This is a genomic window from Burkholderia sp. YIM B11467 (assembly GCF_052952715.1).
This window is the reverse complement of record NZ_JBQVSQ010000002.1, coordinates 219,919-246,053: the sequence shown is the minus strand read 5'-3', so window position 1 is coordinate 246,053 and position 26,135 is coordinate 219,919. Positions and strand designations below refer to the sequence as shown.

Here is a 26,135-nt window from a genome sequence, read left to right as displayed (position 1 = left end):
CAGGGTATTCCCGAGCGGCAACCGGTGGTGTGCACCAAAGCAATTTATCAGCTTCTAGTGAGCAAAAGAAATTTATATGCTCTCTCGTCATATGCACGTCAAACGCCCCACCTGCCCCACAGGAGAGACCATGCTGCAAGCCTTGAACCCCGTCATCCCCGGTATCGCCGCGATCGCCCCCGAGCTGGTCGAGGTGCGCCGTCGCATCCATGCGCATCCCGAACTCGCGTTCGAAGAAACGCTCACGAGCGATCTCGTCGCCGAGCTGCTCGCCGGCTGGGGTTACGAAGTGCATCGCGGCATCGGCAAGACGGGCGTCGTCGGCGTGCTGCGCGAAGGACAAGGCACGCGCACCGTCGGGCTGCGCGCCGACATGGATGCACTGCCACTCGCGGAAGCCACGGGCCTGCCGTACGCGAGCCGCCACGCGAACAAGATGCATGCATGCGGCCACGACGGCCACACCGCGATGCTGCTGTGCGCGGCGCGCCACCTCGCGGCGACGCGCCAGTTCTCCGGCACGCTGAACCTGATCTTCCAGCCGGCCGAGGAAAACTTCGGCGGCGCGAAGGCGATGATGGACGACCGCCTGTTCGATCGTTTCCCGTGCGACGCGATCTTCGCGATCCACAACATGCCGGGCCGCGCGGCCGGCGACATGGCATTCCGCACCGGCGCCGCGATGGCGTCGGCCGACCGCGTGACGATCACGCTGCGCGGTGTCGGCGGCCACGGCGCGATGCCGCACTTTGCACGCGATCCGATGTCGGCCGCGGGCAGCATCATGGTCGCGCTGCAGACGATCGTCGCGCGCGAGGTCGACGCGCAGCATGCGGCCGTGATCACGGTCGGCAGCGTGCAGGCCGGCGAGACGTTCAACATCATTCCCGAAACCGTCGTGATGAAGCTGTCGGTGCGCGCGCTGAACGCTGATGTACGCGCGCTGCTCGCACGCCGCATCGAAGCGCTCGTGAAAGGCCAGGCGGAAAGCTTCGGCATCACGGCGGAAATCGACTACGACTACGGCTACCCGGTGCTCGTCAATCACGCGGAACCGACCGCGTTCGCGGCCGACATCGCGCGCCAGATGCTCGGTGCCGAGCGCGTCGAAACCGACGCCGCGCCGCTGATGGGCAGCGAGGATTTCGCGTTCATGCTCGAGGCCCGCCCCGGCTGCTACGCGTTCATCGGCAACGGGATCGGCAGCAAGGGCGGCTGCATGGTGCACAACCCCGGCTACGACTTCAACGACGACATCCTCGCGATCGGCGCGAGCTACTGGGTTCGCGTCGCCGAAGCCTGGCTCGCGGCCTGACGGCCCTTCATCACGCAGTTTCGCGCTTACCGGGGGAACCCCATGGAAACGTCTGCCCTGTCGCTCGCCGGCACGCCGCCCGATACACACGCCGCCGCGAAGAAGCGCCGGCTGATCGCCGCCGCCGCCGTCGGCAACGCGCTCGAGTTCTACGACTTCACGGTCTACAGCTTCTTCGCGATCCTGATCGGCAAGCTGTTCTTTCCCGTGCATTCGTCGTTCGGGCAGCTGATGCTCGCGGTCGCGAGCTTCGGCGTCGGCTTCGTCACGCGTCCGCTCGGCGGACTCGTGATCGGCATGTACGCCGACCGCGCCGGCCGCAAGAAGGCCATGATCCTGACACTGCTGCTGATGGCGCTCGGCACCGCAACGATCGCGGTCGCGCCGACCTTCGCGCAGGCCGGCATCGCCGCGCCGCTGCTGCTCGTGCTCGCGCGCCTGCTGCAAGGGTTCGCGTCGGGCGGCGAAGTCGGTGCGTCGACCACGCTGCTGCTCGAACAGGCGCCGCAGCACCGCCGCGGCTTCTATGCGTCGTTCCAGTTCTCGAGCCAGGGGCTCGCCGCGCTCGCGGGTGCGCTCACCGGCGTCGCACTGACGTCGACGCTGACTGCCGCGCAGCTCGAAAGCTGGGGCTGGCGCGTGCCGTTCATCATCGGCACGCTGTTCGTGCCGCTCGGCTACTGGCTGCGCCGCACCGTCGAGGAAGTGCCGGCTGCCGCGCCCGCCGCCGCGCATGACGAGCCGGTCGCATCGCTGCCGCTCGCCGACGTGCTGCGCCATCACGGCAGGGCCGTGTTCGCGGGCCTCGGCGTGACGATCGGCGGCACGTCGATCCACTACATCATCGTGTTCTACATGGCGATCTACGGCGTGCAGGTGCTGCACCTGCCGACCTGGCTGTCGATGACGGCCGGCTGCGTCGCCGGCGCGATCCTGATGCTCGTGACGCCGATCGGCGGCCACCTGTCCGACGTCTACGGACGCAACCGGATCATCTGGTGGACCCGCATCGTACTGATGGTCGCGGTCTACCCGGCGTTCATCGCGCTGAACCGCTGGCCGGGCGCCGCGTCGCTGCTGTCGATCATCACGGCGCTGTCGATCGTGCATGCGATCAATGTCGGCGCGACCGGCGCGGTGCTCGGCGAACTCTTTCCGCGTGCGGTACGCGCGACCGGCGGCGCGCTCGTGTACAGCGTCGGCGTCGCGATCTTCGGCGGCTTCGCGCAGTTCTTCGTCACGTGGCTGATCGCGGCGACCGGCAACCCGAATGCGCCCGCGTGGTATGCGATCGGCTGCGGCGCGTGCACGTTGCTCGCCATCCGCTGCATGGACGAAAAGGCCGGGAAGGCACTCGACTGAACGACGGTCGATGCGCGGTGCGCGCCGTCAACGCAAAAAGGCACGGGTTCGACGACCCGTGCCTTTTTCGCATCTGGCGCCGCTCGCGCTCAGAACGTATGCATCATCCCCACATACGCACCCGTCTGCGACTCGCCCGTCAGCGGGCTCGTGCCCGACGTCGCATCGCGCGGCGTCGCGAGCAGCGAGAAGTTCGAGTTGCCGCCGTTGCGTACGTACGCGACCGTGCCGTACAGGAACGTGCGCTTCGACAGGTTGTACGTGGTGCCGAGCACATACATCATCGCGTGGCCCGACGGATCGTGCGACGCATCGCCGCCGCCGTCGCCGACCTTCACGTAGTACCCGCCGCCCGTCACGGCCCACTGCGGCGTCGCGGTGTAGGTCGCGCCGAGCCAGTAGTGATCGGCGCGATCGGCGACACCGGCCGGGCTGTCCGGCGCCTGGTAATGCGTGTAAGCGCCCTGGATCTTGAACTTCGACACCTTCACGTTCGCGCCGACGAAATACTCGCGCGACGCGGTGAAGATGTTGCTGAACTTGCCGTTGTTGTCGCGCAGCTCGTCATAGATGCCGCGCACGTCGAGCAGCGGCGAGTGGTACGAGATCATGATCCCGTCCGAGCGGCCGAAATCGTCGGCCGCGCCGTAGTTGAAGCCGCGCGACTGGTTGCCGAACGCGTATTGCGCCTGCACGTCGAAGCCGCCGATCACCGGGCTGTGATATTCGATGTTGTTGCTGGTCTGCTGCCAGTTGCGGCCGCGCACGAGCGACGCGGACGAAAACGCCTGCTGCACGAACGGATCGAATTCCCACACGCCGTCGCTGTCGATGAAGAGGTTGCGGCCGGCCTGCAACTGGCCCCACGTATTGCTCTTCAGGCCGACATACGCGCGCCGCGACCACATGCGTCCGCCGCCCGTCTGGCCGTTCATCACCTGGAACGCGGTCTCGAGATCGAAGACCGTCGACAGCCCGCCGCCCAGATCCTCGATGCCCTTCAGGCCGAACATGCTGGTGCCCCAGTCGCCGCTTTCCGCGGCCCAGCGCGACTTGCTGCCGTTCGGCGTCGCGATGTGGTTCAGGTACTCGATGCCGCCGTCGACACGGCCGTACAGCGTTACGCTCGTTTGTGCGAAAGCGGCCGCCGGCGTGGCGGCCGCAATCAGCCATGCGAAATGTTTGAGTCGCAAAATGATGCCCCCTCGGAGTCTCGACCATCCGACGCGTGCCCCATGCGCGCGCCCTGGGTCTGTTTATCCGCGATCGATCGAAAAACGCCCGGGGCCCGCCGCGCAGAGCGCGAGCAGGCCGCCCGAGATCGCGATGTTCTTGTAGAAATGAATCATGTTGTTGATCTGCTCGCCGCCCGTCATCGTCCAGTAGTGGTGGCCGATGATGCCGGTGCCGATCGTATACAGCGCAAGCAGCAACGCGAGTGCGCGCGTCTGGAAGCCGACCAGGATCGCGATCCCGACGAACAGCTCCATCACGACGGAGATCGCGGCGGACATGATCGGCGCGGGCGCGCCTTCCGAGCCCATGAACGCGATGGTACCGGGGAAGTCGATGATCTTCTTCCAGCCGAACATCACGAACAGGATCACGAGGAGGATGCGCGAAAGCAGCAGCAGCACATCGCGTTGGGACGCGAGAAACGGTTGATTCGGTGTCATGGTGTCGATCAACGAAAACGATGCGCGGCTGGCGCACCGGATTGCCTGTGAACCGGGACGGACCGCCGCCTGCGCCGCCCGCCCCGCTCTGCAACAACCGGCATCGGGGTCCGCCCGATGTGCTGTGCTCCTCCTCTTCTTCGATGCCGCTCTTCTTCGATATTGCCCTGCCGCGCCGTCGCGCGCCGCGTCAACGCAGCTTCGCGACGTCCTGCTCGGTCACCTTCGCGGCCGGATTGCCGAACTGCCCGGTCAGGTAGTTCGTCAGCGCGGCGATCTGCGCATCCGACAGCTCGTAGCGGAACGCCGGCATGCCGACATCCTCGCTGCCGGCCTTGCGCTGCACGCCGTTCAGGATCACCTGCACGAGGTTGGTCGGATTCGACGCGCCGACCGTCGAGTTGTGGAACAGCGACGGGTAATAACCGTCCGGCGTGCCCTTGCCTTGCATCTGGTGGCAGGTCGCACAGTTGCCGAGATACAGCCGCGCGGGATCGATGCCGGACGATGCGAGCGCGACGCCGCGCAGCTTCAGTCCGTCCTCGGCCGGCTTGCCCCACGACGAGCGCGACTGCTTCGCGTCGCCGCTGGCAACCGCCGGCACCGTGCGGATGTACGTCGAGATCGCGCCGATGTCGGATTCCGTCATCTTCGAGAAGCTGTGCTCGACCGCCTCGGCCATCGGACCGGCCGCCTGCGCGACACCCGGCACGCTGCCGGTGCGCAGGTACTGGACGAGCTGCTGCTGCGTCCAGCCGCCGATCCCCGCATTCGGGTCGGACGTGATGTTGTAGCCGTCCCAGCCCGCGAGCACCGAGCCCGACAGGAAGCTGCCGCCCGTCTCGTCGAGCGACTTCTCCTGCAACGCGATGCCGCGCGGCGTGTGGCACGTGCTGCAGTGCGCGAGGCCCTGCACGAGATACGCGCCGCGGTTCCACTCGGCGCTTTGCGCCGGTTTCGGCTCGTACGCGCCGTCCTTCAGGAACAGCCAGTTCCAGATCTTCAGCGGCCAGCGCATGCTCAGCAGCGCGGGGATCTCGTTCTTCGGCGGCGCCTGCTTGACCGGTTCGACGCCGTGCATGAAGTACGCGTACAGCGCCTGCACGTCGTCGTCGTTGATCTTCGCGTACGACACGTACGGCATCGCCGGGTACAGGTTGTCGCCGTTCTTCGACACGCCGTGGCGCACCGCGCGCTCGAAGTCGTCGAAGGTCCAGTTGCCGATGCCCGTATCGGGATCGGGCGTGATGTTGCTCGAGTAGATCTTGCCGAGCATCGGCACCGGCATCCCGAGGCCGCCCGCGAACGGCTTGCCGCCCTTCGCGGTGTGGCACGCCATGCAGTCGCCCGCGACCGCGAGGTATTCGCCGCGCTTGACCAGCGCCGGATCGGCCGCGTCGGCCGCGCGCGCGAGACCCGGCAGCGCGAGGCAGCCGGCGACGAGGAAGGTGAGAGTAGATTTCCGCACGGTCAGACTTCCTTCTTCAGCGTGTCCGACATCCGCAGCGCGAGCGCCGCGATCGTCAGCGTCACGTTCACCGTACCGACGGTCGGCATCGTCGAGCTGCTCGAGATGAACAGGTTCGGATGGTCGAACGTGCGGCAGTCCTTGTCGACGACCGAGTCGCGTGCATCCGCGCCCATGATCGTCGCGCCCGTGATGTGGTTGTTCGGCGCGAACTCGTCGTTGAAGACGACTTCGGTACCGCCCAGCACCTTCGCGGCCGTCGCGTAGACCTCGCGCGTGTGCACGGCGCCGCGCTTCACGTAGTCGTCGATCGCATACGTGATCTCGGGGCGCGGGATGCCGATCGCGTCGGTGGCCGTCTTGCTCGGCACGATGCGGTTCTCGGGTTGCGGCAGGATTTCGTGGAAGCAGTCGAACTCGACGAAACGTGCGGCGCGGTCGCGGATCTGCGCGTCGAGCTCCTCGGGCTTCATCAGCTTGCCGCTCTTGAAGATCTTCTGCGTCTCCTGGTTGATGCGCGACATGTTCGACAGGTGGATCTTCTTCGCGGCTTCGGTCGCGCGGAACGGGCCGTCGCGGAAACCGATCAGCGACGTCATCTCCTGCGGGCCGCGGCCCGGCCACAGCTTGTCGTTCGCGTAGAACGACACGCCGGTGCCCGGGTGGTCCATCAGGTTGCGGCCGACCATGTCGGAGCTGTTCGCGACGCCGTTCGGGAAATCGCGGTTCGCCGACATCAGCAGGATCTTCGGCGTCTCGATGCCGTTCGCGGCCACCACGAAGTATTTGCCTTCGACGCGATGGTCGGCGCCCGACTTGTCCTTGTAGACCGCGGCGGTGATGCGCTTGTCCGGCCCGGTCTCGAGCTTGTAGACGACCGCGTTCTCGATCAGCTTCGCGCCGGCCTGCTCGGCCTTCTCGACGTGCACGATGCCGTTGTACATCGCGCCGATCGGACAGATCGGCATGCAATTGTTGTTCCCGCAACAGGTTGGCCGGCCGTCGTACGGACGGCTGTTGCGCGCGACCGGCTCGGTCACCACGTGGAACTTCGGGTCATAACCGTTGAGCGCGCTCTTGATCGTCTGCTCGTTGAACGACAACGGCAGCGGCGGCATCGGGTACGGCGCCTTGCGCGGCGAGTAAAGATCTTCCTCGGGGCCCGGGCCCCACACGCCGAGTTCTTCCTCGGCACGCTGGTAATAATGCTCGAGGTCGTCGTACTGGATCGGCCAGTCGCGGCCGACGCCGTACACCGTCTTCATCTTGAAGTCGTTCGGGATGAAGCGCCACGCCGACGCGGCCCAGTGCCACGTCGTGCCGCCCACCGCGCGGATGTACTGCGAGTTGAACTTGTGCTCGCCCTTCAGGATCAGGTAGTCGTTCGGCGGGCCGTATTCCGGATGCGGCGCCCACGCGCTCGACGGGTACGGCGCCATGAAGTCCGTCTTGTCGGGCTGGTTGCGAAAGCGCTCGACGATTTCCCAGCGCGGCATGCGCGGGCCGGCTTCCAGCAGGATCACCGACTTGCCCGCCATCGCGAGCTGGTGCGCCACGATCGCGCCGGCGACACCCGACCCGACGACGACGACGTCGGCCTTTTGCGTATCGGTATCCGCCATCAGGCTTGCCTCTCGATCGGTTTGTCGGCCCAGAAGCCGGGTTTGTTGGGGCAATACGAAGGGATCACGAGCGTATCGGATACGACGCTGAACATTAATGCTTCTTCGTAGGTAATCACGACGTTGTCGACGATGCCGAGATACCACGCTTCGAGAATCTTCAGCGCGAGCGCTTCCTGATCGGGATTCAGCGAGCCGGACGCGAGTGCGCCGGCGAGTTGCGGCAGGCTGTCGGCCGTCTTGAACGAACCCTTCTGCAATGCCTGCAGGAAGCGCTGGCCGAGCACGCGGCTCAGCCCCTTCTTGCCGGTCAATGCTTCGGAAAGCGTCATGAACGTATCGAGCGGCGCGGTGCCGGGATCATCGGCCAGGGCCCGCAACGCCAGCGAGCCCGTGAGGCCCGCCGCCGTCAGCGCCAGTGCGCCCTGCAGCCATTGACGCCGCGTGATGCCGGTTGCGGCTGCGTCGCCATTGCGACGCGAGTGGGGGGTGTTGTCGTTGTGCATGTTTCCTTCTCTCGAACACCGGATTCGGGAAAACCACGCTTGATATTTCTCAAACATTGGCGCGGACCTGAAATGTACGCGCTCAAATCGGATCGAACAATCTTTTTATAGTCCATTAAATGTTCCGCAATCCGAGACAATCGACATTTCGCTGCTTTTTTGTGTCGTCGGCGCGACAAAATTGCGGCGCGCACACACGCGTGTCGCATGCCGGCGACACACTGCGTGCCGCGATGCGCCGGCACGGCCGTCGGTTAGAATCGCCAGCAATCAAACAGAAAGCTTCCCTCCGAGGGCATCGAGCGATGAAGCAGTACGACAAGCACAACAACGAAACGAAGCGAACCAACCACACCACGCGGCTCGTCTGGCGCATCGGCGCCGTCGCGGTGCTCGGCGCCGCCGCGGCGCTGTCGCTGCATGCGCTCGCGGCGCGCACGGTGAGCGTATCGCCGCAAGGCACCGTCACCGAAGTCCGGCAGAGCGTCGTCAAGTTCGACGAACCGATGGTCGCGTTCGGCTCGGCCTCCGCGCCGAATCCCGCGCGCGTGACCTGCAACGACTCCACCGCCGCGCGCGGCCAGGGCCACTGGCTCGACGACAAGACCTGGGTTTACGATTTCGAAAACGACCTGCCGCCCGGCGTGCGCTGCTCGGTCGCGCTCAACGATACGCTGCGCTCGGTCGCCGGCAACGCGGCCAGCGGCCCGCGCCGCTTCACGTTCCAGACGGGCGGCCCGTTCCCGGTGAACGTGCGCCCCGGCTCGCGCGAGATCGAGGAACGGCAGGTCTTCGTGATGAAGCTGAACGGCCCGGCCGAACCGCGCTCGGCGCTCGCAAACATCTGGTGTGAAGCGGCCGGTATCGGCAACCGCATTCCCGTCACGGCCGCCGATGACGATACGCGCAACGCTCTACTCGACCATTTCGGGCTGAAGAAGGATGCCGCGCGCGTGCTGACGCTGTCGTGCGCGCAGGCGCTGCCGGCCAGCGCGAAGATGCAGCTCGTGTACGGAAAGGGGGTCGCGAGCCCGAGCGGCATCGCGAACGAAACCGAACGGCGCTTCGATTTCACCGTGCGCGCGCCGTTCGCCGCGAGCTTCTCGTGCGAACGCGAGAACGCGAAGGCGCCGTGCACGCCGCTGCGCCCGCTCACACTGTCGTTCAACGCGCCGATCTCGCGCAAGAACGCCGAGGCGATCAAGGTGCGCGGCCCCGACGGCTCGCTGTCGCCGACCTTCGCGGCCGACGACCACAGCGAGGAAGTGACGACCGTCACGTTCAACCCGCCGCTGCCCGCGCAGGCCGGCCTGACGATCGAGCTGCCGTCGGGCCTGCGCGACGTGACCGACCGCGCGCTGTCCAACGCCGACCTGTTCCCGCTCGCGACGCGCACCGCGCCGATGCCGCCGCTCGCGAAATTCTCGTCGGGCACCTTCGGGATCATCGAGCGCTTCGCCGAACCCGACACGCCCGCGCTCGTACCCGTCACGCTGCGCAACGTCGAGGCCGACCTGCATATCGCGGGCCTCAACGCGGGCGGCGCCCAATTCGCGAACCTGAAGGTCGAGAACGACACCGCGATCCGCCAGTGGATGCGCACCGTCGACCGCTTCGACAACTGGTCGATGACGGCCGGTTCGATCGACAGCCAGATTCCCGGCCTGCTGGAGCGCAAGGGCCAGCACCCCGTCTACGTGCCGCTCCAGGCCGGCGAAAAGCAGCCCGCGGCGAAGGACCGCCGCATCGACGTGCGCTCGCTGTCGCTGCTCAAGGGCGAGCCCGGCGCGCAGGCATTGACGCTGCCGCAGGCCGACCCGAAGACGCTGCGTCCGTTCGAGATCGTCGGCGTGCCGATCGACAAGCCCGGCTTCTACGTGCTCGAACTCGCGTCGCCCGCGCTCGGCCGCTCGCTGCTCGCGAAGCCGTCGAGCATGTACGTGCGCACCACCGTGCTCGTCACGAACCTCGGCGTGCACCTGAAACAGGGCCGCGAGAACAACCTCGTGTGGGTCACGACGCTCGACAAGGGCAAGCCCGTGCCGAACGCGCAGATCCGCGTGTCGGACTGCAACGGCGATCAGATCGCGGCCGGCAAGACCGACGCGCAGGGCCTGCTGAAGATCGACGGGCCGTTCGAGCCGAAGCACGAATGCAGTTCGTCCGAGCGCTTCGACGACTACTTCGTGTCGGCACGCGTCGACGATCCGAAGACGGGCCCCGACATGGCGTTCGTCAGCTCGGGCTGGAACCGCGGGATCGAATCGTGGCGCTTCAACGTGCCGACCGACACCGACAGCGCGCCGACCGTGCGTGCGCACACGGTGTTCGACCGCACGCTGCTGCGCGCGGGCGAAACCGTGTCGATGAAGCATTTCATCCGTACAGAGACGCTGCAGAGCCTCGCGTTCCCGTCGCAATACCCGACGCGCGTGACGATCCGCCATCTCGGCACGGGCCAGACGTACAAGCTGCCGCTCACGTGGGCCGCCGACCACAGCGCGGATACGCAGTTCACGCTGCCGCCCGCCGCGAAGCTCGGCGAATACAGCGTCGAACTCGAAGGCGGCCCGGAAGACGCGCCGACCGCCACCTATTACAGCGGCAGCTTCCGCGTCGAGGCCTTCCGCCTGCCGGTGCTGAAGGGATCGATCGGCGCGCGCGACGCGCAGAAGAGCCCGCTCGTCGCCGTGAAGGAAGCGCCGCTCGCGGTGCAGATCGACTACGTGTCGGGCGGCGGCGCATCGAACCTGCCCGTGCAGGTGTCGGCGCTGATGAAGTGGGCGTCGCCGCCGTTCGCGGATCGCTTCGAGGATTTCAGCTTCACGCCGTATCGCCCCGACACGAGCGACGGCAACGCCGACGACGATTCGCAGGACGGCGACAACGCGTCGGCGTCGAACAACGATCCCGATGCGACGAAGCTGATCGCCGACAAGCTGCCGCTCACGCTCGACCGCAACGGCGCGGGCACCGTCACGCTCAAGGGCCTGCCCGACGTCGACGCGCCGAAGCGCATCGCGCTCGAGGCGACGTTCGCGGACCCGAACGGCGAAGTGCAAACGATTCGCGGCGACACGATCCTGTGGCCGGCCGCGGTGGTGGCCGGCATCAAGGCCGGCCGCTGGGTGTCGGTCGGCCAGCGCGTACCCGTGCAGGCGCTCGCAGTCGACCTGCAGGGCAAGCCGCGTGCGTCGGTGCCGATCGAGATCAAGGGCGTCGCGCACATCACGACGTCGTCGCGCAAGCGGATGGTCGGCGGCTTCTACGCATACGACAACAAGAGCGACACGCGCGACCTCGGCGTGCTGTGCTCGGGCAAGACCGACGACAAGGGCCGCATGGCCTGCGACGCGACGCTCGAACAGGCCGGCAACATCCAGCTGATCGCGGTCGCGAAGGACGGCGACGGCCGCACGTCGAACGCATCGACGTCGGTCTGGGTCACGCGCGAGGACGAACTCTGGTTCGGCGGCGACAACACCGACCGGATCGACGTGATCCCCGAGAAGACCTCGTATGAACCGGGCGAAACCGCCCGCTTCCAGGTGCGGATGCCGTTCCGCTACGCGACTGCGCTCGTCGCGGTCGAACGCGGCGGCGTGATGGAAACGCACATCGTCGAGCTGAACGGCAAGAACCCGACCGTCGACCTGAAGGTCGGCGAATCGTGGGGGCCGAACGTCTACGTGTCGGTGCTCGCGCTGCGCGGCCGGATTCGCGAAGTGCCGTGGTACTCGTTCTTCACGTGGGGCTGGAAAGCGCCGGTCGAATGGGCGCGCGCGTTCTGGCGCGAAGGCCGCCACTATGAAGCGCCGACCGCGTTCGTCGACCTGTCGAAGCCCGCGTTCCGCTACGGCCTCGGCGAGATCAAGGTCGGCACGGGCGTCCACCGTCTCGGCGTGACCGTGACGACCGACGCGACGCGCTACACGGTGCGCAGCAAGGCGCAGGCGCACGTGAAGGTCACGCTGCCGAACGGCCAGCCCGCGCCGGCCGGCACGCAGATCGCGGTCGCGGCCGTCGACGAGGCGCTGCTCGAACTGATGCCGAACAACAGCTGGGACCTGCTCGACGCGATGCTGCGCCGGCGCGCGTACGGCGTCGAGACGGCCACCGCGCAGATGGAAATCGTCGGCCGCCGCCACTTCGGCCGCAAGGCCGTGCCGGCCGGCGGCGGCGGCGGCAGCGCGCCGACGCGCGAGCTGTTCGACACGCTGCTGCTGTGGAATCCGCGCGTGACGCTCGACGCGAACGGCAGCGCGACCGTCGAGGTGCCGTTGAACGACGCGCTGACGCGCTTCCGGATCGTCGCGATCGCGGCGGTCGGCCCCGACCGTTTCGGCACCGGCAGCACGTCGATCCGCAGCACGCAGGATCTGCAGCTGATCTCCGGCCTGCCACCGCTCGTGCGCGAAGGCGACGCGTTCCGCGCGCAGGTCACGCTGCGCAACACGACCGACCGCGCGATGCAGGTCGTCGTGACGCCGCGCGTGACGGGTCTCGACGTCGCGCCGCAAACCGTGTCGCTCGCGGCCAATACGGCGACCGAGGTCGCGTGGACGATCACCGTGCCCGAGCAGGCGCTCGACGCGGCCGGTGCGCTGAACTGGCGCATCGAAGCGGCCGAGCAAGGCGGCAAGCGCGCGTCCGACGCGCTGGCGGTGGCGCAGAAGGTGGTGCCCGCGCTGCCGGTGACCGTGCAGCAGGCGACGCTCGCGCAGGTGGACGGCACGCTGACGGTGCCGGTGGCCTCCCCGGCTGGCGCCGCGAACAACGCGCAAGGCTTGCCGCGCGGCGGCATCGCCGTGTCGCTGCAGTCGAAGCTCGCCGACGGGCTGCCCGGCGTGAAGCGCTGGTTCGAGCGTTATCCGTACCGCTGCCTCGAACAGCAAACGTCGCGCGCGATCGGCCTGCACGACGCCGCGCAATGGCAGGCGCTGGTGGCACGCATGCCCGTCTACCTCGACAGCGACGGGCTCGCGAGCTACTTCCCGCCGTCGTCCGACGATTCGCACTACGGCAGCCCGACGCTGTCGTCGTACCTGCTCGTGGTGTCCGACGAGGCAAGCCGTCTCGACCCGCGTTTCGCGCTGCCGGAAGACCTGCGCACGCAGCTCGAAGCCGGGCTCGCGCGCTTCGTCGACGGTCGCATCGAGCGCAACGCGTGGGCGCCGCGCCAGGATCGCGACCTGCGCAAGCTCGCCGCGATCGAGGCGCTGTCGCGCTACGGTGCCGCGCAGGGCCGCATGCTCGGCTCGATCGAGATCGCGCCGAACCAGTGGCCGACGTCGGCGGTGATCGACTATCACGCGATCCTGACGCGCGTGAAGGACATCCCGCAACGCGACGAGAAGCGCGCGCAGGTCGAGCAGATCCTGCGGGCACGCCTCACGTACCAGGGCACGCAGCTCGTGTTCTCGACCGCGCGCGACGACGACCTATGGTGGCTGATGACCAGCAACGAGACCAATGCTGCCCGTCTCGCGCTGGAATTCGCGGGCGATCCGGCGTGGAAGGACGAGATGCCGCGCGTGACGGCCGGCCTGCTCGCGCTGCAGCGCCAGGGTGCATGGCAGACGACGACGTCGAACGCGCTCGGGCAGCTCGCGGTCGAGCGCTTCTCGCGCACCTATGAGAGCACGCCCGTCTCCGGTGCGACGAAGGTCGCGCTCGGCGGCGACGCGCGCTCGATCTCGTGGTCGCAGGCGCCGGCGCCCGCCGATACGCCGGCCACCGCGGCCACCCGCGCCGCCGCCGCGCGCAGCGTGATGCTGCCGTGGCCGCGCGCGGCGCAGGCACCGGCCACGCTGTCCGTCACGCAAGACGGCACGGGCCGCCCGTGGGCGACGATCGAGAGCCTCGCGGCCGTGCCGCTGCGCGCGCCGTTCGCGGCCGGCTACCGGATCACGAAGACCGTCACGCCCGTGTCGCCCGCCGTCAAGGGCGTGCTGACGCGCGGCGACGTCGTGCGCGTGCATCTCGACATCGACGCGCAGAGCGACATGACGTGGGTCGTCGTCAACGATCCGATCCCGTCCGGCGCGACGATCCTCGGTTCGGGCCTCGGCCGCGATTCCGAAGCGGCAACGCAGGGCGAGAAGACATCGGACGGCACGTGGCCGGCCTTCATCGAGCGCGACTTCGACGGTTATCGCGCGTACTACGACTATTTGCCGAAGGGCAAATTCTCGGTCGAGTACACGGTGCGGCTGAACAACGTCGGCACGTTCGGGCTGCCGCCGACACGCGTCGAGGCGCTGTACGCGCCGTCCGTCTACGGCCTGTGGCCGAACCCGCCGATGACCGTGAAGCCGGCCGACGCGGGCAAGTCGTGAGCATGTGATGATTGATCGGGTCTTGCCGCGGCCGGCGCGTTTCGCCGGCCGCGTATTCGTCGCCGTGGTGCTGGCCGCGCCGCTCGTCGCACACGCGCTGCCCGGCTACGACGACGTGCGCCGCAACTGGCGCAGTTCCGACTGGGTGCTGCTCGCACGCGACGGCACGCCGCTGCAGCGCACACGCGTCGACCTCACCGAACGGCGCGGCGACTGGGTGTCGCTCGCGGACGTATCGCCCGCGTTTCGCGAGGCGATCGTCGTTTCCGAGGACAAGCGCTTCTACGAACACAGCGGTGTCGACTGGCGCGGCATCGCCGGCGCCGCGTGGGGCAACCTGTGGAACGAGCGCACGCGCGGCGCGTCGACCGTGACGATGCAGCTCGCCGGGCTGCTCAGCGATTCGCCGCGCCGCTCGGGCCAACGCTCGTTGCCGCAGAAGGCCACGCAGGCAATGAACGCGCTGCTGCTCGAACGCGGCTGGCGCAAGGACCAGATCCTCGAGGCCTACCTGAATCTGGTGCCGTTCCGCGGCGAGACGGTCGGGCTCGGCGCGCTGTCGCAGGTGCTGTTCGGCAAGGCACCGTCCGGCCTCGATGCGCGCGAGGCCGCGATCGCGGCCGCGCTCGTGCGTGCGCCCAACGCGACGCCCGCAAAGGTCGCCGAGCGCGCCTGCCGGATCCTGCACGACATGCATGCCGATCAGGCGTGCGCGTCGCTCGACGGCTACGTGCAGCTCGTCACCGCGCGCCCGGCCAATGCCGTGCGCGACGACGGCGCAGCCCTCGCCCCGCATTTCGCGCGGCGCATCGCGGCCGAGGTCCGGCCGGCGGCCGGTGCGCAGGTGCGCACGACGCTCGACGCACCGCTGCAGCGCTTCGCGCGCGACACGCTGATGCGCGCGCTGACCGAACTCAACGCGCCCGCGCACCGACGCAACGTGCAGGACGGCGCGGCCGTCGTGATCGACAATGCGACCGGCGAGATACGCGCATGGGTCGGATCATCGGGGGCGTTGTCGAGCGCGCGCGACGTCGACGCCGTGCTCGCGCCGCGCCAGGCCGGCTCGACGCTCAAGCCGTTCCTCTATGCGCAGGCGCTCGACGAAAAGCGGCTGACGGCCGCGTCGCTGCTCGACGACGCGCCGATCAACCTCGCCGCCGGCGGCGGCCTGTACATTCCGCAGAACTACGACAAGGATTTCAAGGGCTGGGTGAGCGTGCGCAGCGCGCTCGGCGGCTCGCTGAACGTGCCGGCCGTGCGCACGCTCGTGCTCGTCACGCCGCACCGCTTCGCCCGCACGCTGACCGCGCTCGGCCTGCCGCTCGCGCAGGAAGGCGACTACTACGGCTTCAGCCTCGCGCTCGGGAGCGCCGACGTTACGCTGCTGTCGCTGACCAACGCGTATCGCGCGCTCGCAAACGGTGGCGTCGCGCGCAAGGTCGTCGACCTGCCCGCGCCGGCGTCCGGCGCGTCCGGCGCTTCGGCGCCCGCGCATGCGGACGGCGGCACGCGCGTATTCAGCGAAGCGGCCAGCTTCGTCGTCACCGATATCCTTTCCGACAACAACGCGCGCGTTCGCACGTTCGGCTTCGACAACCCGCTCGCGACGCGCTTCTTCTCGGCGGTCAAGACCGGTACGAGCAAGGACATGCGCGACAACTGGACCGTCGGCTTCACGTCGCGCTACACGGTCGGCGTGTGGGTCGGCAATGCGGACGGCTCGCCGATGTGGGACGTGTCGGGCGTCACGGGCGCGTCGCCCGTGTGGTCGGCCATCGTCGGCTACCTGCACCGCGACCTGCCGAGCCGTGCGCCGCGCGCGCCGGCCGGCGTCGAGACGCGCCGCATCACGTTCGAGCGCGACATCGAGCCTGCGCGCAACGAGTGGTTCATCGCGGGCACGGCGCTCGACACGATCCGCCTCGCCGCACCCGTCACGCCGGGCAAGGACGGCGCGCGCGCGCCGCTGACGATCGGCGCACCAACCGACGGCACGATCTTCGCGATCGACCCGGACATTCCGCCGAAGAACCAGCGAATCTGGTTCGAGCGCTCGGCCGGACGCGCCACGAAGTTCGCGTGGCGGCTCGACGACAAGGTGATTGGGCATGCCGACCGCGTCGCGTGGATGCCGTGGCCGGGGCGACACCGGCTCGAACTCGTCGACGCGCGCGGGAATGTTGCGGATACGATCAGCTTCGAGGTGCGCGGCGCATTCGCGAAAACGGCCGCGCGCAAGCCCTGAGCGCATGGGCCGGCCGCTTGCCGACCGCGCCGCGCTACCGCAAGGCGCGCGCCGCCGGACAGCGCGCCCGCCCGGCGGGAACGATGCGTTCTCTCGACGTTTTCGTTCGACGCCCGGCATGCCCCGTTCCGAACGGAACTGAAAGGATTCCGGCCCGATACGCAAACGGGCAAGCAGCGCGCGGATCCGGAACCTAGAATAGGAACAGCGCCGCTACCCCGGGCGCACACCGGTTGCTCCCTTCTCCCGGACACCCGCGACCATGAACATTCGCCCTACGCGCTTCACCCGCCCCGCACTGGGCGCGCTCTGCGCCGCCACGCTCGCGGCGCTTCCGGCCTGCAACGGCGACGCCTGCTTCGGCGTCGATGTCTGCTTCAACAACAACACGCAAACCGTGTCGCTGTCGGGCACGGCCGCCACGGGCGACGCGCTCGCGAGCGCGCCGGTCGCGGTCAGTTGCGCGGTGGGCTCGGCCACGACGCTGACTGACGGCGGCGGCAACTACAGCTTGACGCTCAACGCCGCTCTGCCGTGCGTGATCACCGTGACGTCGGGCGGCACGAGCCTGCATTCGCTCGCGTATGCGGGCGGCACCTTCAACACGACGCCCGAGACCGAGCTGATGCTGGTCTATCTCGCCGCGCAGCTCGGCACGAACACGGCCGGGTTGATCGGCAATTTCCAGGGCAACCTGCACTTCCAGCAGGTGATGAACAGCCCGAATACGGTGCAGGACGCGCAATCGGCGGTCGTGACGAATCTGCAGCAGCGTTATGCGCTCACGCTGGTTACGCCGGCATTCCTGACGACGTCGTTCGTGGTCGGGCAACCGGGCGTCGACAGCGATCTCGTCGCGCTGGCCAAGGCCGGTGCGATCGATTCGAACGGACTGCCGGACCCGGTTGCCGTGTCGCTGCTGACTCAGGCGGGCGCCGCGCATCCGCTGTAGGCGGACCGCCGCGGCAACGGAGCGGGCGTCAGGCGCCCGCTTCGCGCGTATCGTCGGCCAGCAGCGCCCACCGTTCGTGGTCGCACCATGCGCCGCCGATACGCAGATAGCGCGGCGAAAAACCCTCTTTCCGGAAACCAAGCCGCCGAACCAGTGCAATCGACGCGTGGTTGCCGGGCTGGATGTTCGCTTCGAGCCGATGCAGCCCGAGCTCGTCGAACGCGACGCCGATCGCCGCGCGCAGTGCGTCCGTCATCAGCCCCTTGCCGCTGAATTCCGCCATCCCGTAGTAGCCGAGATACGCGCTCTGAAACACGCCGCCGACGATCTCGTTGAGGTTCACCACTCCGGCTACCGCCCCGGACGTCCGCTCGCGCGCGACGAGGCCCACATTCGGCCCCGTCAGGCAGCGCGAGAACCATTGGTCGAATCCCGCCTGGTCGGAGAACGAATCGACCCACGGCAGATGGTGGCTCCGGCTCGCGCGATTGGCGGCGATCAGGTCGGCGGCGTCGGTACGCGCGACACGGTTCAGCAGGATCAGGCTCATGGTTCGGTCGGATGCGATGGATTGCACGGGTGGTCCGGCAAGCGCGGCCGTTCACCCGCGCCGGTCGCCCGCGATCGTTCAACGAAACGCTTACGCGGCTTCCCCGCTCCCGCACGCGACTGGCGCGGCCTGCTGCAGCGTCAGGTACCGCAGCAGCTTGGTCACCATCCACACGACGATGAACGACAGCGCAACGAAGAACACCGCGAGCGGCGTCAGCACATGGATCGACACGAAACCGGCCAGCCCCATCATCGCGGACGACACGAGCAGCAGCGCGCATCCAAGGATCGCGCTTGTCAGGCCCGCGATATGCGGAAACAGCGAATTGCCCTTGGCCATCAGCGTCGGATACATCGCGCCCGCGCAGAAGCCCATCACGAGCACCGGCGTCGCGAGCGTCCACACGCGCAGGCCGACGGTCAGCGCGAGCACCAGCATCGCGACCGACGCGCCCGCCATCACGCGCGCGCCGATGCGCAGCCGCTGCTCGGCGCTCGGCAGCCCGCGCCCGTGAATCCGGTTCGACAGCCCGCCGAGGAAATACATCAGCCCGATGCCGAGCGCGAGATAACCGAAGAAGGTCGGCGGCTTGTGCAGCGTGGTCTGCACCATGAACGGCCCGACGATGTTGAACACGAGCAGGATGCTGTAGCACAGCCCCTGCGCGAGGAAGCAGCTCTGGAACACCGGGCTCGCCAGCACCTTGCCCGCATTCGCCATCAGCGTGCGCGGCTCGAGATGCACCGGTTTCGGCAAGGTTTCCCGATAGCGCCACAGCAGCGCCCACATCACCAGCGAGTAGACGAGCAGGAACACGAGGCAGGCGCGCCAGCCGAACCACGTCTGCAGGTGCGCGCCGATCACCGGCGCGACGATCGGCGCGAGCCCCCACGCGATCGACATGTACGTGAACGCGTGCATCAGCGCCTGGCCGGAGAACGAATCGGTGATGATCGCCTTCGCGAGCAGGTTGGTGGTCGCGATCCCGAAGCCCTGCAGGCAGCGTGCCAGCACGAAGGTCTCGAGGTTCTGCGCGCTGAGCGACAGCAGGCAGCCGATCGTGTAGATCACGAGCCCGAACGCAAGCACGCGCTTGCGCCCGTACGCGTCGGCGATCGGGCCGAAGATCAGTTGGCCGAGCGCGTAGGCCGCCATGTAGCCGGACACGCTCGACTGGATCGCCTGCGGCGTCGTCGCGAACGAACGTGCCATATCGGGCAGCGCGGGCACGTAGATATCGATCGCGAGCTGACCCGCGGACGCGAACAGGCAGATCAGGAACAGCAGGAAGCGCGGCGAATTCGACTCGCGCGCGGGGGTGGGCGTGGCGTTCATGACGACTGGGAAGGATGTCGGGCAGCGGTGACGCAGCCGCGCGATGTTCGAATTGCGAACACGCGTGCGGTCGTGGCGAATGGCGTATTGTGCCTGTTGTTGCGTCAGGCGACAGGATGCCCCTGGCGCGGACGCGGTTGAATGCCGATTGCGGCACACCTGGAAATGCGTTAGCGCCGGGGCGATTTCGATCGTCACGGCCCCGGCCGCACGCGGCCCGGAAATCGGCGCATGGCGCGCCGCTCGCTCCCATCCTCGACACCGCCGGCATGCGCCGGCGGTTTTTCGTCGCGATACCGCGATCAGTACGGCATCAGATCAATACTGCGCCTGGTCCGTCGGATTCCTGAACAGCTGCTTCATTTCCGCCGACAACGGATAGTTGAGGCTCACGCCCTTCGGCGGAATCGGTTGCGTGAACCACTGGTTGTAGAGCTTCTCGGCCGCGCCCGACGTCTGCAGCTTCGCGATCACGCCGTCGACGACATGCTTGAACGCCGGATCGTCCCTGCGCATCATGCACGCGTAGTTCTCGTGCACGAGCGGCGTGCCCGCCACCGTATACGCACCCGGGTTGCGATCCTTCGCGATCTCGCCGTACAGCAGCGGCTCGTCCATCACGAACGCGAACGCGCGCCCGGTCGTGACGTTCATGAACGCTTCGGCGTGATCCTTCGCGCTGATGATCGTCATGTTCATCGCCTTTTCTTCGTTGAGCTTGCGCAGCAGGCGCTCGTCCGACGTGCCGGCCGTCGTTGCGACCGTCTTGCCGGCCAGGTCCGCGAAGTCCTTCACGCCCGAATCCTTGCGCGTGCTGAAGCGGATCCCGTACAGAAAGATGCTGTTCGAGAACGCGGCCTGCTTCTGCCGTTCGAGCGTGTTGGTCGTCGATCCGCACTCGAAATCGATCGTCCCGTTCTGCAGCAGCGGAATCCGGTTCTGCGACGTGATCGGAATTTCCTTCACCGTGAGGCTCGGCAGGTTCAACTCCGTCTTCAACTGGTCGATGATGCGCGACGAGATGTCCCGCGAGTAGCCGATGTTTTTCTGCTGATTGTCCGAATACGAGAACGGCACCGACGATTCGCGAATGCCCAGCGACACGATGCCCGTGTCCTTGATCTTCTTCAGCGTACCGGTGAGGGCTTGCGCATGCGCGGGGCCCGCCAGCGCACAGGACAGCGCGACGGCCAGCCAACGGAAGCGGCGATCCATGCTTTTCTCCTGACGAAACGTTGATCGAATCGCGATCGTACGCCCGACAAAATTCGCGTCGCATCAGGGAAAGCGTAAACAACCTTCCAGCGTGGCCGGGCCGTGAAAGACGTTTTCCGTGCCGCGCAAACCGGCCCGCGCCGCACGTTTCGCCTGACCCGCCGCGCACGGGCTCGCCGCACCTTTTGTGCCATCCGTTCCAAACGCGCGTTCATGCCGCAAAGCAGCAACGTAATCGTTTGCGCGCCCCTGTTTTTTTCTCGCGAAATCGCCTCAAGAACCCGCCACGCCGGCCGTTACCCAGAGCATGGCGCGTAGCAGCAACCCTGCTGCCGTCAGACAAAAAACGACGAGGTCCGGTCTTGCCGGACCCAGCTTTACCGCCGGCACGACGGTTATCTACGAGGATCGAGTCTCAACATGAGAGCCAAACGTTTCAATTTCGCGCTGGCCCGCTCCGCTCATGCGCGCATGCTCGCCGGCATGTTGTCTGCCGCCGCCCTCCTGCCCCTCGCCGGTTGCGGCGGAGGCGGCGGCGGCGACGGCAGCAACCCGTCTTCTTCCAACGCCGCACCGGCACCCGCGCCGGCCCCCGCCCCGACGACCCCACCCGCCACGACCGGCAGCAATGCATGCGCGACGCAGCAGGCCGCCGTTCAGATGGCTGCGCAGGCGGCACCGGTCGAACCGCCCGTCGATCACCTGATCGTCAAGCTGAAGACGCTGACGGCCACGCGTGCGATGGCCACCATCGACAACGGCACGCGGCTCGACGCGGTGATCCAGCGCTCGATGACGCGCTGGACGGCACCAGTGGCCGGCAGCGCACGCGCCTATGCGAGCACGGTTTCGCAACTGCCGCTCAACGTGCAGGTCGAACGGACGATCTCGAACGGCGCGGCCGTGCTGTCGCTCGGCCAGCGCATCGCGGCCACCGACGCGACCGCGCTCGCGCAGGCGTTCGCGGCCGATACCGACGTCGACTACGCAGAGCCGGATCATCCGATGGCGATCCGCGACACGCCCAGCGACCCGCTCTACAACCAGCAGTGGTACCTGTCCGACCCGACCGCCGGCATCGACATGTCGCCCGCGTGGAGCACGACCAAGGGTTCGCCGACCGTCGTCACGGCCGTGCTCGACACCGGCTATCGGCCGCATGCCGACCTCGTCGGCAACCTGCTGCCCGGCTACAGCTTCATCACCAACGTCAACACCAGCAACAACGGCCTGTCGCGCGGCCCTGACGCAACCGATCCGGGCGACTGGGTCACGCCGCAGGAACTCGCCAACGCCAGCGGCCCGTACTACCAATGCGCGACCCAGGCGAGCGACAGCAGCTGGCACGGCACGCGCGTGATGGGCGTGATCGGCGCGACCGCCAACAACGGTACCGGCATCGCCGGCATATCGTGGCTCGGCCGGATCCTGCCGGTTCGCGTGCTCGGCAAATGCGGCGGCGTGACGAGCGACATCGCCGACGGAATGCGCTGGGCAGCCGGCATCCCGGTGAACGGCGCCCCGACGAACCCGACGCCCGCGAAGGTCATCAACCTGAGCCTCGGCGGCGTCGGCGCGTGCAGCACGACGTTCCAGCAGGCGATCGACGATGTGACCGCGAAGGGCGTGACCGTCGTCGTCGCCGCCGGCAACGACGGCCTGTCGACCGGTCTCGACCAGCCCGCGAACTGCCGCGGCGTGATCAGCGTCGGCGCGACCGACGCAACGGGCCGCCGCGCATCGTTCAGCAACTTCGGCGCCGATGTCGCGCTGAGCGCGCCGGGCGTCAACATTCTGTCGACGTCGAACACCGGCACGACGACGCCGGGCACGGACACCTACGGCCTAGCGAACGGCACCAGCCTCGCGACACCGCAGGTGACGGGCATCGCCGCGCTGATGCTGTCGGTGAACGGCAACCTCACGCCTGCGCAGATCCAGCAGAAGCTGCAAGGCGGCGCGCGCACGACCAAGCTGGCGGCCGGCACGTCGTGCACCGCGATGCCGGCAGGCTCGGGCATCGTCGACGCAGGGGCCGCCGTCGCGGCAGCCAACCAGTAACCGGCACCCTGCCTCGATGCGGCCGCGCGCATGCCGACCTGGCGTGCGCGCGGCCGTTTTGTTGCCGGCAATGCGGCGATCCGGCGCGCGCGTATCGACCCGATTACGTTTCTCGAAATAACGCCTGACAAAAGGGTTGACGCTTCGCACAGCGAGCCATTACCATCGCTCCCGTCTAATTACATGGAGTGTTCTGTGAACACCGATGCGAGTTGTAGTTGGTGCTTGACCAACTCGACTGCTGCCTGAGGAAAACGCGCAGAGCCTCGTCTTCTGCCGCATCCCGGGAAGCAGGATGCGGCGTCCTTCCGGCCTGACTGGCCAGATCTCCCGCCGAATTTTCAATGTTGTCGAATGCACGCGACGCGCCGTCGCGCGTGTGCGTTCGTGTTGCGCGCGGCGCCAGCCGCGTGCGTTCTCCGTTCGCGTGCCGTCCGGCCGCGCGCCTTCGTGCGTGCGCCGCTGCCGATCGCCCGTGCCGATTATCCGCAACCGACAGGAGTGCAGATGAACTCAGACGACAGTAGTCGATTACCGCTCGCCGGTGCGACGCTGCGCATCGACACGCCGACCGCACCATGCGCGCCGGCGAGCGTTCCCGCTTTCCCCGATCCCAATCCGATCGCGCCTGACGCGACGCGGCGGGGAGCGCTCGTGCGTCGATAACGTCACGGTCGCTCCCCGCCCGCCGCCTCGTGCGCAAGGAGCGACTCATGACACGACACAACACATCGCAAAAGAAACAGCGCGGCTTCATCAAGGCTGGTGCAGGCCAGCAGAACGAACCGCGCATCATGCGGGCGGCGCAGGAAGCAGCCCGCCCGCTCGAGGACACGCTGAAGTCGCTGCATACCAGCACGCGCGGCCTCACCTACGATCAGGCCGCCGACCGTCTGCAGCACTACGGCCCGAACGAAATCGCGCACGACAAGCCGCCGCACTGGACCCGCCAGCTGCTGCTCTCGTTCCACAACCCGTTCGTCTACGTGCTGCTGGTGCTGGCCGCGATCAGCTTCTGCACCGACGTCTGGTTCGCCGCGCCCGACGATCGCGACTATGTCGGCATGACGATCCTGCTGACGATGGTCACGATCAGCGCGCTGCTGCGCTTCGTGCAGGAATTCCGTTCGCTGCGCGCGGCCGAGAAGCTCAAGGCGATGGTCCGCACGACCGCCACAGTGCAGCGCGCGATGACCGATACGTCAGAGCCGACGCGCCGCGAGGTGCCGATGCGCGAAGTCGTGACTGGCGACATCGTGCACCTGTCGGCCGGCGACATGATCCCTGCCGACGTGCGCCTGCTCGCATCGCGCGACCTGTTCATCAGCCAGGCCGTGCTGACCGGCGAGGCGCTGCCCGTCGAGAAGTACGACACGCTCGGCGCGGTGGCCGGCAAATCCGCCAGCACGCGCGCGGCCGGCGCGGCGACCGACACGTCGGCGTCGCTGCTCGATCTCGAGAACGTCTGCTTCATGGGCACCAACGTCGTCAGCGGGACGGCGACGGCCGTCGTCGTCGCGACCGGCGAAGACACGTACTTCGGTTCGCTCGCGCGCAACGTCGTGAGCCACAAGCGCATCGAGACGAGCTTCGATCGCGGCGTCTCGAGCGTGAGCTGGCTGCTGATCAAGTTCATGTTCGTGATGGTGCCGATCGTGTTCATGATCAACGGCCTGACCAAGGGCGACTGGCTGAGCGCGCTCACGTTCGCACTCGCGGTGGCCGTCGGCCTGACGCCCGAAATGCTGCCGATGATCGTCAGCGCGAACCTCGCGCGCGGCGCGGTCGCGATGGCGCGCCGCAAGGTGGTCGTCAAGCGGCTCAACTCGGTGCAGAACTTCGGCGCGATGGACGTGCTGTGCACCGACAAGACCGGCACGCTCACGCAGGACAAGATCATCCTCGAACACCACCTCGACCTGTCCGGTCACAAGAACGAGGAAATCCTGCGGCTCGGCTGGCTGAACAGCTTCCACCAGAGCGGCCAGAAGAACCTGATCGACATCGCGGTCGTCGCGCGCGCCGACGAGATCGGCGAACGCGTGAAGCCGCAGGGCTACAAGAAGATCGACGAGCTGCCGTTCGACTTCGTGCGGCGCCGCCTGTCGGTCGTCGTCGAGGACACGCGCGGCACGCACCTGCTGATCTGCAAGGGCGCGGTCGAGGAAATGCTGGCCGTGTCGACCCACGTCCAGGACGAAGACGGCGTACGCCCGCTCGACTTCGTCGCACGCAAGCGGCTGCTCGAACAGGCCAACGCGTACAACGAGGACGGCTTCCGCGTGCTCGTGGTCGCGACCCGCACGATTCCGCGCGGCGACGAGCGTGCGCAGTACCGCACCGCCGACGAACACGATCTCGTCGTGCGCGGCTTCCTGACCTTCCTCGACCCGCCGAAGGAATCGGCCGCACCGGCACTCGCCGCGCTGCGCGAAAACGGCGTCGCGGTGAAGGTGCTGACGGGCGACAACGCGACCGTCACGATGAAGGTGTGCCGCCAGGTCGGCCTCGAACCCGGCAAGCCGATGCTCGGCGCGGAAATCGAAGCGCTCGACGACGCGACGCTCGCGCAGGTCGTCGAACGCACGACCGTGTTTGCGAAGCTCACGCCACTGCAGAAGGCGCGCATCGTCAAGGCGCTTCAGGCGAACGGCCACACGGTCGGCTTCCTCGGCGACGGCATCAACGATGCGCCCGCACTGCGCGACGCCGACGTCGGCATCTCGGTCGACAGCGGCGCCGACATCGCGAAGGAAACCGCCGACATCATCCTGCTCGAGAAGAGCCTGATGGTGCTCGAGGAAGGCGTGATCAAGGGCCGCGAGACGTTCGGCAACATCCTGAAGTACCTGAACATGACCGCGAGCTCGAACTTCGGCAACGTGTTCTCGGTGCTTGTCGCCAGCGCCTTCCTGCCGTGGGAGCCGATGCTCGCGACGCAGCTGCTCGTGCTGAACCTGATCTACGACACGTCGCAGATGCTGCTGCCGTGGGACAAGATGGATCCCGAGTTCCTGAAGAAGCCGCGCAAGTGGGAAGCCGGCAACATCAGCCGCTTCATGCTGTGGGTCGGGCCCACGTCGTCGGTGTTCGACATCACGACGTACATCCTGATGTGGACCGTGTTCGGCGCGGGCGCGATGTATCACCTGAACGGCGGCACGGGCGGCCAGATCGTGATGAACTCCGGCTGGTTCATCGAGAGCCTCGTGTCGCAGACGCTCGTCGTGCACCTGCTGCGCACGCAGAAGATCCCGTTCCTGCAAAGCACGGCGTCGCTGCCGGTGCTGCTGTCGACGTTCACCGCGATCGCGATCGGCTGCTGGCTGCCGTTCTCGCCGTTCGCGGAAGCAATCGGCTTCATGCACCTGCCGGGCACCTTCTGGCTGTGGCTCGTCGCGACGATGGTCGGCTACATCATGCTCGCGCAGATCGTCAAGACGATCTACGTGCGCCGCTACAAGCAGTGGTTCTGATTCCGTTC

At 67.5% G+C, this 26,135-nt stretch carries 15 protein-coding genes; 7 read left to right on the top strand and 8 right to left on the bottom strand.

Annotated elements, in window-relative coordinates; all coding sequences use genetic code 11:
* Positions 1–130 precede the first annotated feature (130 nt).
* Complete coding sequence (locus ACTRWB_RS08280; RefSeq protein ID WP_446901552.1) at positions 131–1,315, top strand: M20 aminoacylase family protein; 1,185 nt, start codon at positions 131–133, stop codon at positions 1,313–1,315.
* Positions 1,316–1,357: 42 nt separating this feature from the next.
* Positions 1,358–2,677 (top strand): MFS transporter, encoded by a 1,320-nt coding sequence (locus ACTRWB_RS08275; protein ID WP_446901551.1) that lies wholly within the window; start codon positions 1,358–1,360, stop codon positions 2,675–2,677.
* An 89-nt stretch (positions 2,678–2,766) separates the two neighbouring features.
* Here the strand turns inward: ACTRWB_RS08275 and ACTRWB_RS08270 are convergent, their stop codons facing one another.
* From ACTRWB_RS08270 to ACTRWB_RS08250, 5 genes are all read right to left on the bottom strand, one after another.
* Positions 2,767–3,870 (bottom strand): porin, encoded by a 1,104-nt coding sequence (locus ACTRWB_RS08270; protein ID WP_048252125.1) that lies wholly within the window; start codon positions 3,868–3,870, stop codon positions 2,767–2,769.
* Positions 3,871–3,933: 63 nt separating this feature from the next.
* Entirely contained in the window at positions 3,934–4,353 is a 420-nt protein-coding gene (locus ACTRWB_RS08265; RefSeq protein WP_048252135.1) for a DoxX family protein, read from the bottom strand.
* A gap of 190 nt (positions 4,354–4,543) precedes the next feature.
* Positions 4,544–5,821 (bottom strand): c-type cytochrome, encoded by a 1,278-nt coding sequence (locus ACTRWB_RS08260; protein ID WP_419689583.1) that lies wholly within the window; start codon positions 5,819–5,821, stop codon positions 4,544–4,546.
* 2 nt (positions 5,822–5,823) lie between these two features.
* The gene (locus tag ACTRWB_RS08255; RefSeq protein ID WP_193100339.1) at positions 5,824–7,443 is read right to left on the bottom strand and encodes a GMC family oxidoreductase; all 1,620 of its coding nucleotides are present in this window, start codon (positions 7,441–7,443) and stop codon (positions 5,824–5,826) included.
* Positions 7,443–7,949, bottom strand: coding sequence for a sugar dehydrogenase complex small subunit (locus tag ACTRWB_RS08250; protein WP_446901550.1), 507 nt, complete (start codon positions 7,947–7,949; stop codon positions 7,443–7,445). The genes ACTRWB_RS08255 and ACTRWB_RS08250 overlap by 1 nt, the downstream gene beginning before the upstream one ends.
* A 305-nt stretch (positions 7,950–8,254) precedes the next feature.
* On the opposite strand from ACTRWB_RS08250, the gene ACTRWB_RS08245 reads away from it, so the two are divergent.
* From ACTRWB_RS08245 to ACTRWB_RS08235, 3 genes are all read left to right on the top strand, one after another.
* Positions 8,255–14,287 carry an alpha-2-macroglobulin family protein gene (locus tag ACTRWB_RS08245; protein ID WP_446901549.1) on the top strand — a complete coding sequence of 2,011 codons (6,033 nt, stop codon included), beginning with the start codon at positions 8,255–8,257 and terminating at the stop codon, positions 14,285–14,287.
* Between the two features lie 7 nt (positions 14,288–14,294).
* Complete coding sequence (gene pbpC / locus ACTRWB_RS08240) at positions 14,295–16,535, top strand: penicillin-binding protein 1C (protein ID WP_446901548.1); 2,241 nt, start codon at positions 14,295–14,297, stop codon at positions 16,533–16,535.
* Between the two features lie 262 nt (positions 16,536–16,797).
* Positions 16,798–17,487, top strand: coding sequence for a hypothetical protein (locus tag ACTRWB_RS08235; RefSeq protein WP_446901547.1), 690 nt, complete (start codon positions 16,798–16,800; stop codon positions 17,485–17,487).
* A 28-nt stretch (positions 17,488–17,515) separates the two neighbouring features.
* On the opposite strand, the gene ACTRWB_RS08230 is transcribed toward ACTRWB_RS08235, so the two are convergent.
* The 3 genes from ACTRWB_RS08230 to ACTRWB_RS08220 form a co-directional block, all read right to left on the bottom strand.
* Positions 17,516–18,037 carry a GNAT family N-acetyltransferase gene (locus tag ACTRWB_RS08230; RefSeq protein ID WP_446901546.1) on the bottom strand — a complete coding sequence of 174 codons (522 nt, stop codon included), beginning with the start codon at positions 18,035–18,037 and terminating at the stop codon, positions 17,516–17,518.
* 90 nt (positions 18,038–18,127) lie between these two features.
* A complete protein-coding gene (locus ACTRWB_RS08225; protein WP_446901545.1) occupies positions 18,128–19,375 on the bottom strand; it encodes a multidrug effflux MFS transporter in 1,248 nt (415 codons plus the stop codon).
* Between the two features lie 318 nt (positions 19,376–19,693).
* Positions 19,694–20,590 carry a glutamate/aspartate ABC transporter substrate-binding protein gene (locus tag ACTRWB_RS08220; RefSeq protein ID WP_446901544.1) on the bottom strand — a complete coding sequence of 299 codons (897 nt, stop codon included), beginning with the start codon at positions 20,588–20,590 and terminating at the stop codon, positions 19,694–19,696.
* Positions 20,591–21,010: 420 nt separating this feature from the next.
* Between ACTRWB_RS08220 and ACTRWB_RS08215 the strand changes: the two genes are divergently transcribed.
* Positions 21,011–22,651: a S8 family peptidase gene (locus tag ACTRWB_RS08215; protein WP_419689590.1), complete on the top strand. Its 1,641-nt coding sequence runs from the start codon at positions 21,011–21,013 to the stop codon at positions 22,649–22,651.
* A 713-nt stretch (positions 22,652–23,364) separates the two neighbouring features.
* On the top strand, positions 23,365–26,127 hold the full coding sequence (gene mgtA, locus ACTRWB_RS08210; protein ID WP_446901543.1) for a magnesium-translocating P-type ATPase: 2,763 nt from the start codon (positions 23,365–23,367) through the stop codon (positions 26,125–26,127).
* Positions 26,128–26,135: the final 8 nt, after the last annotated feature.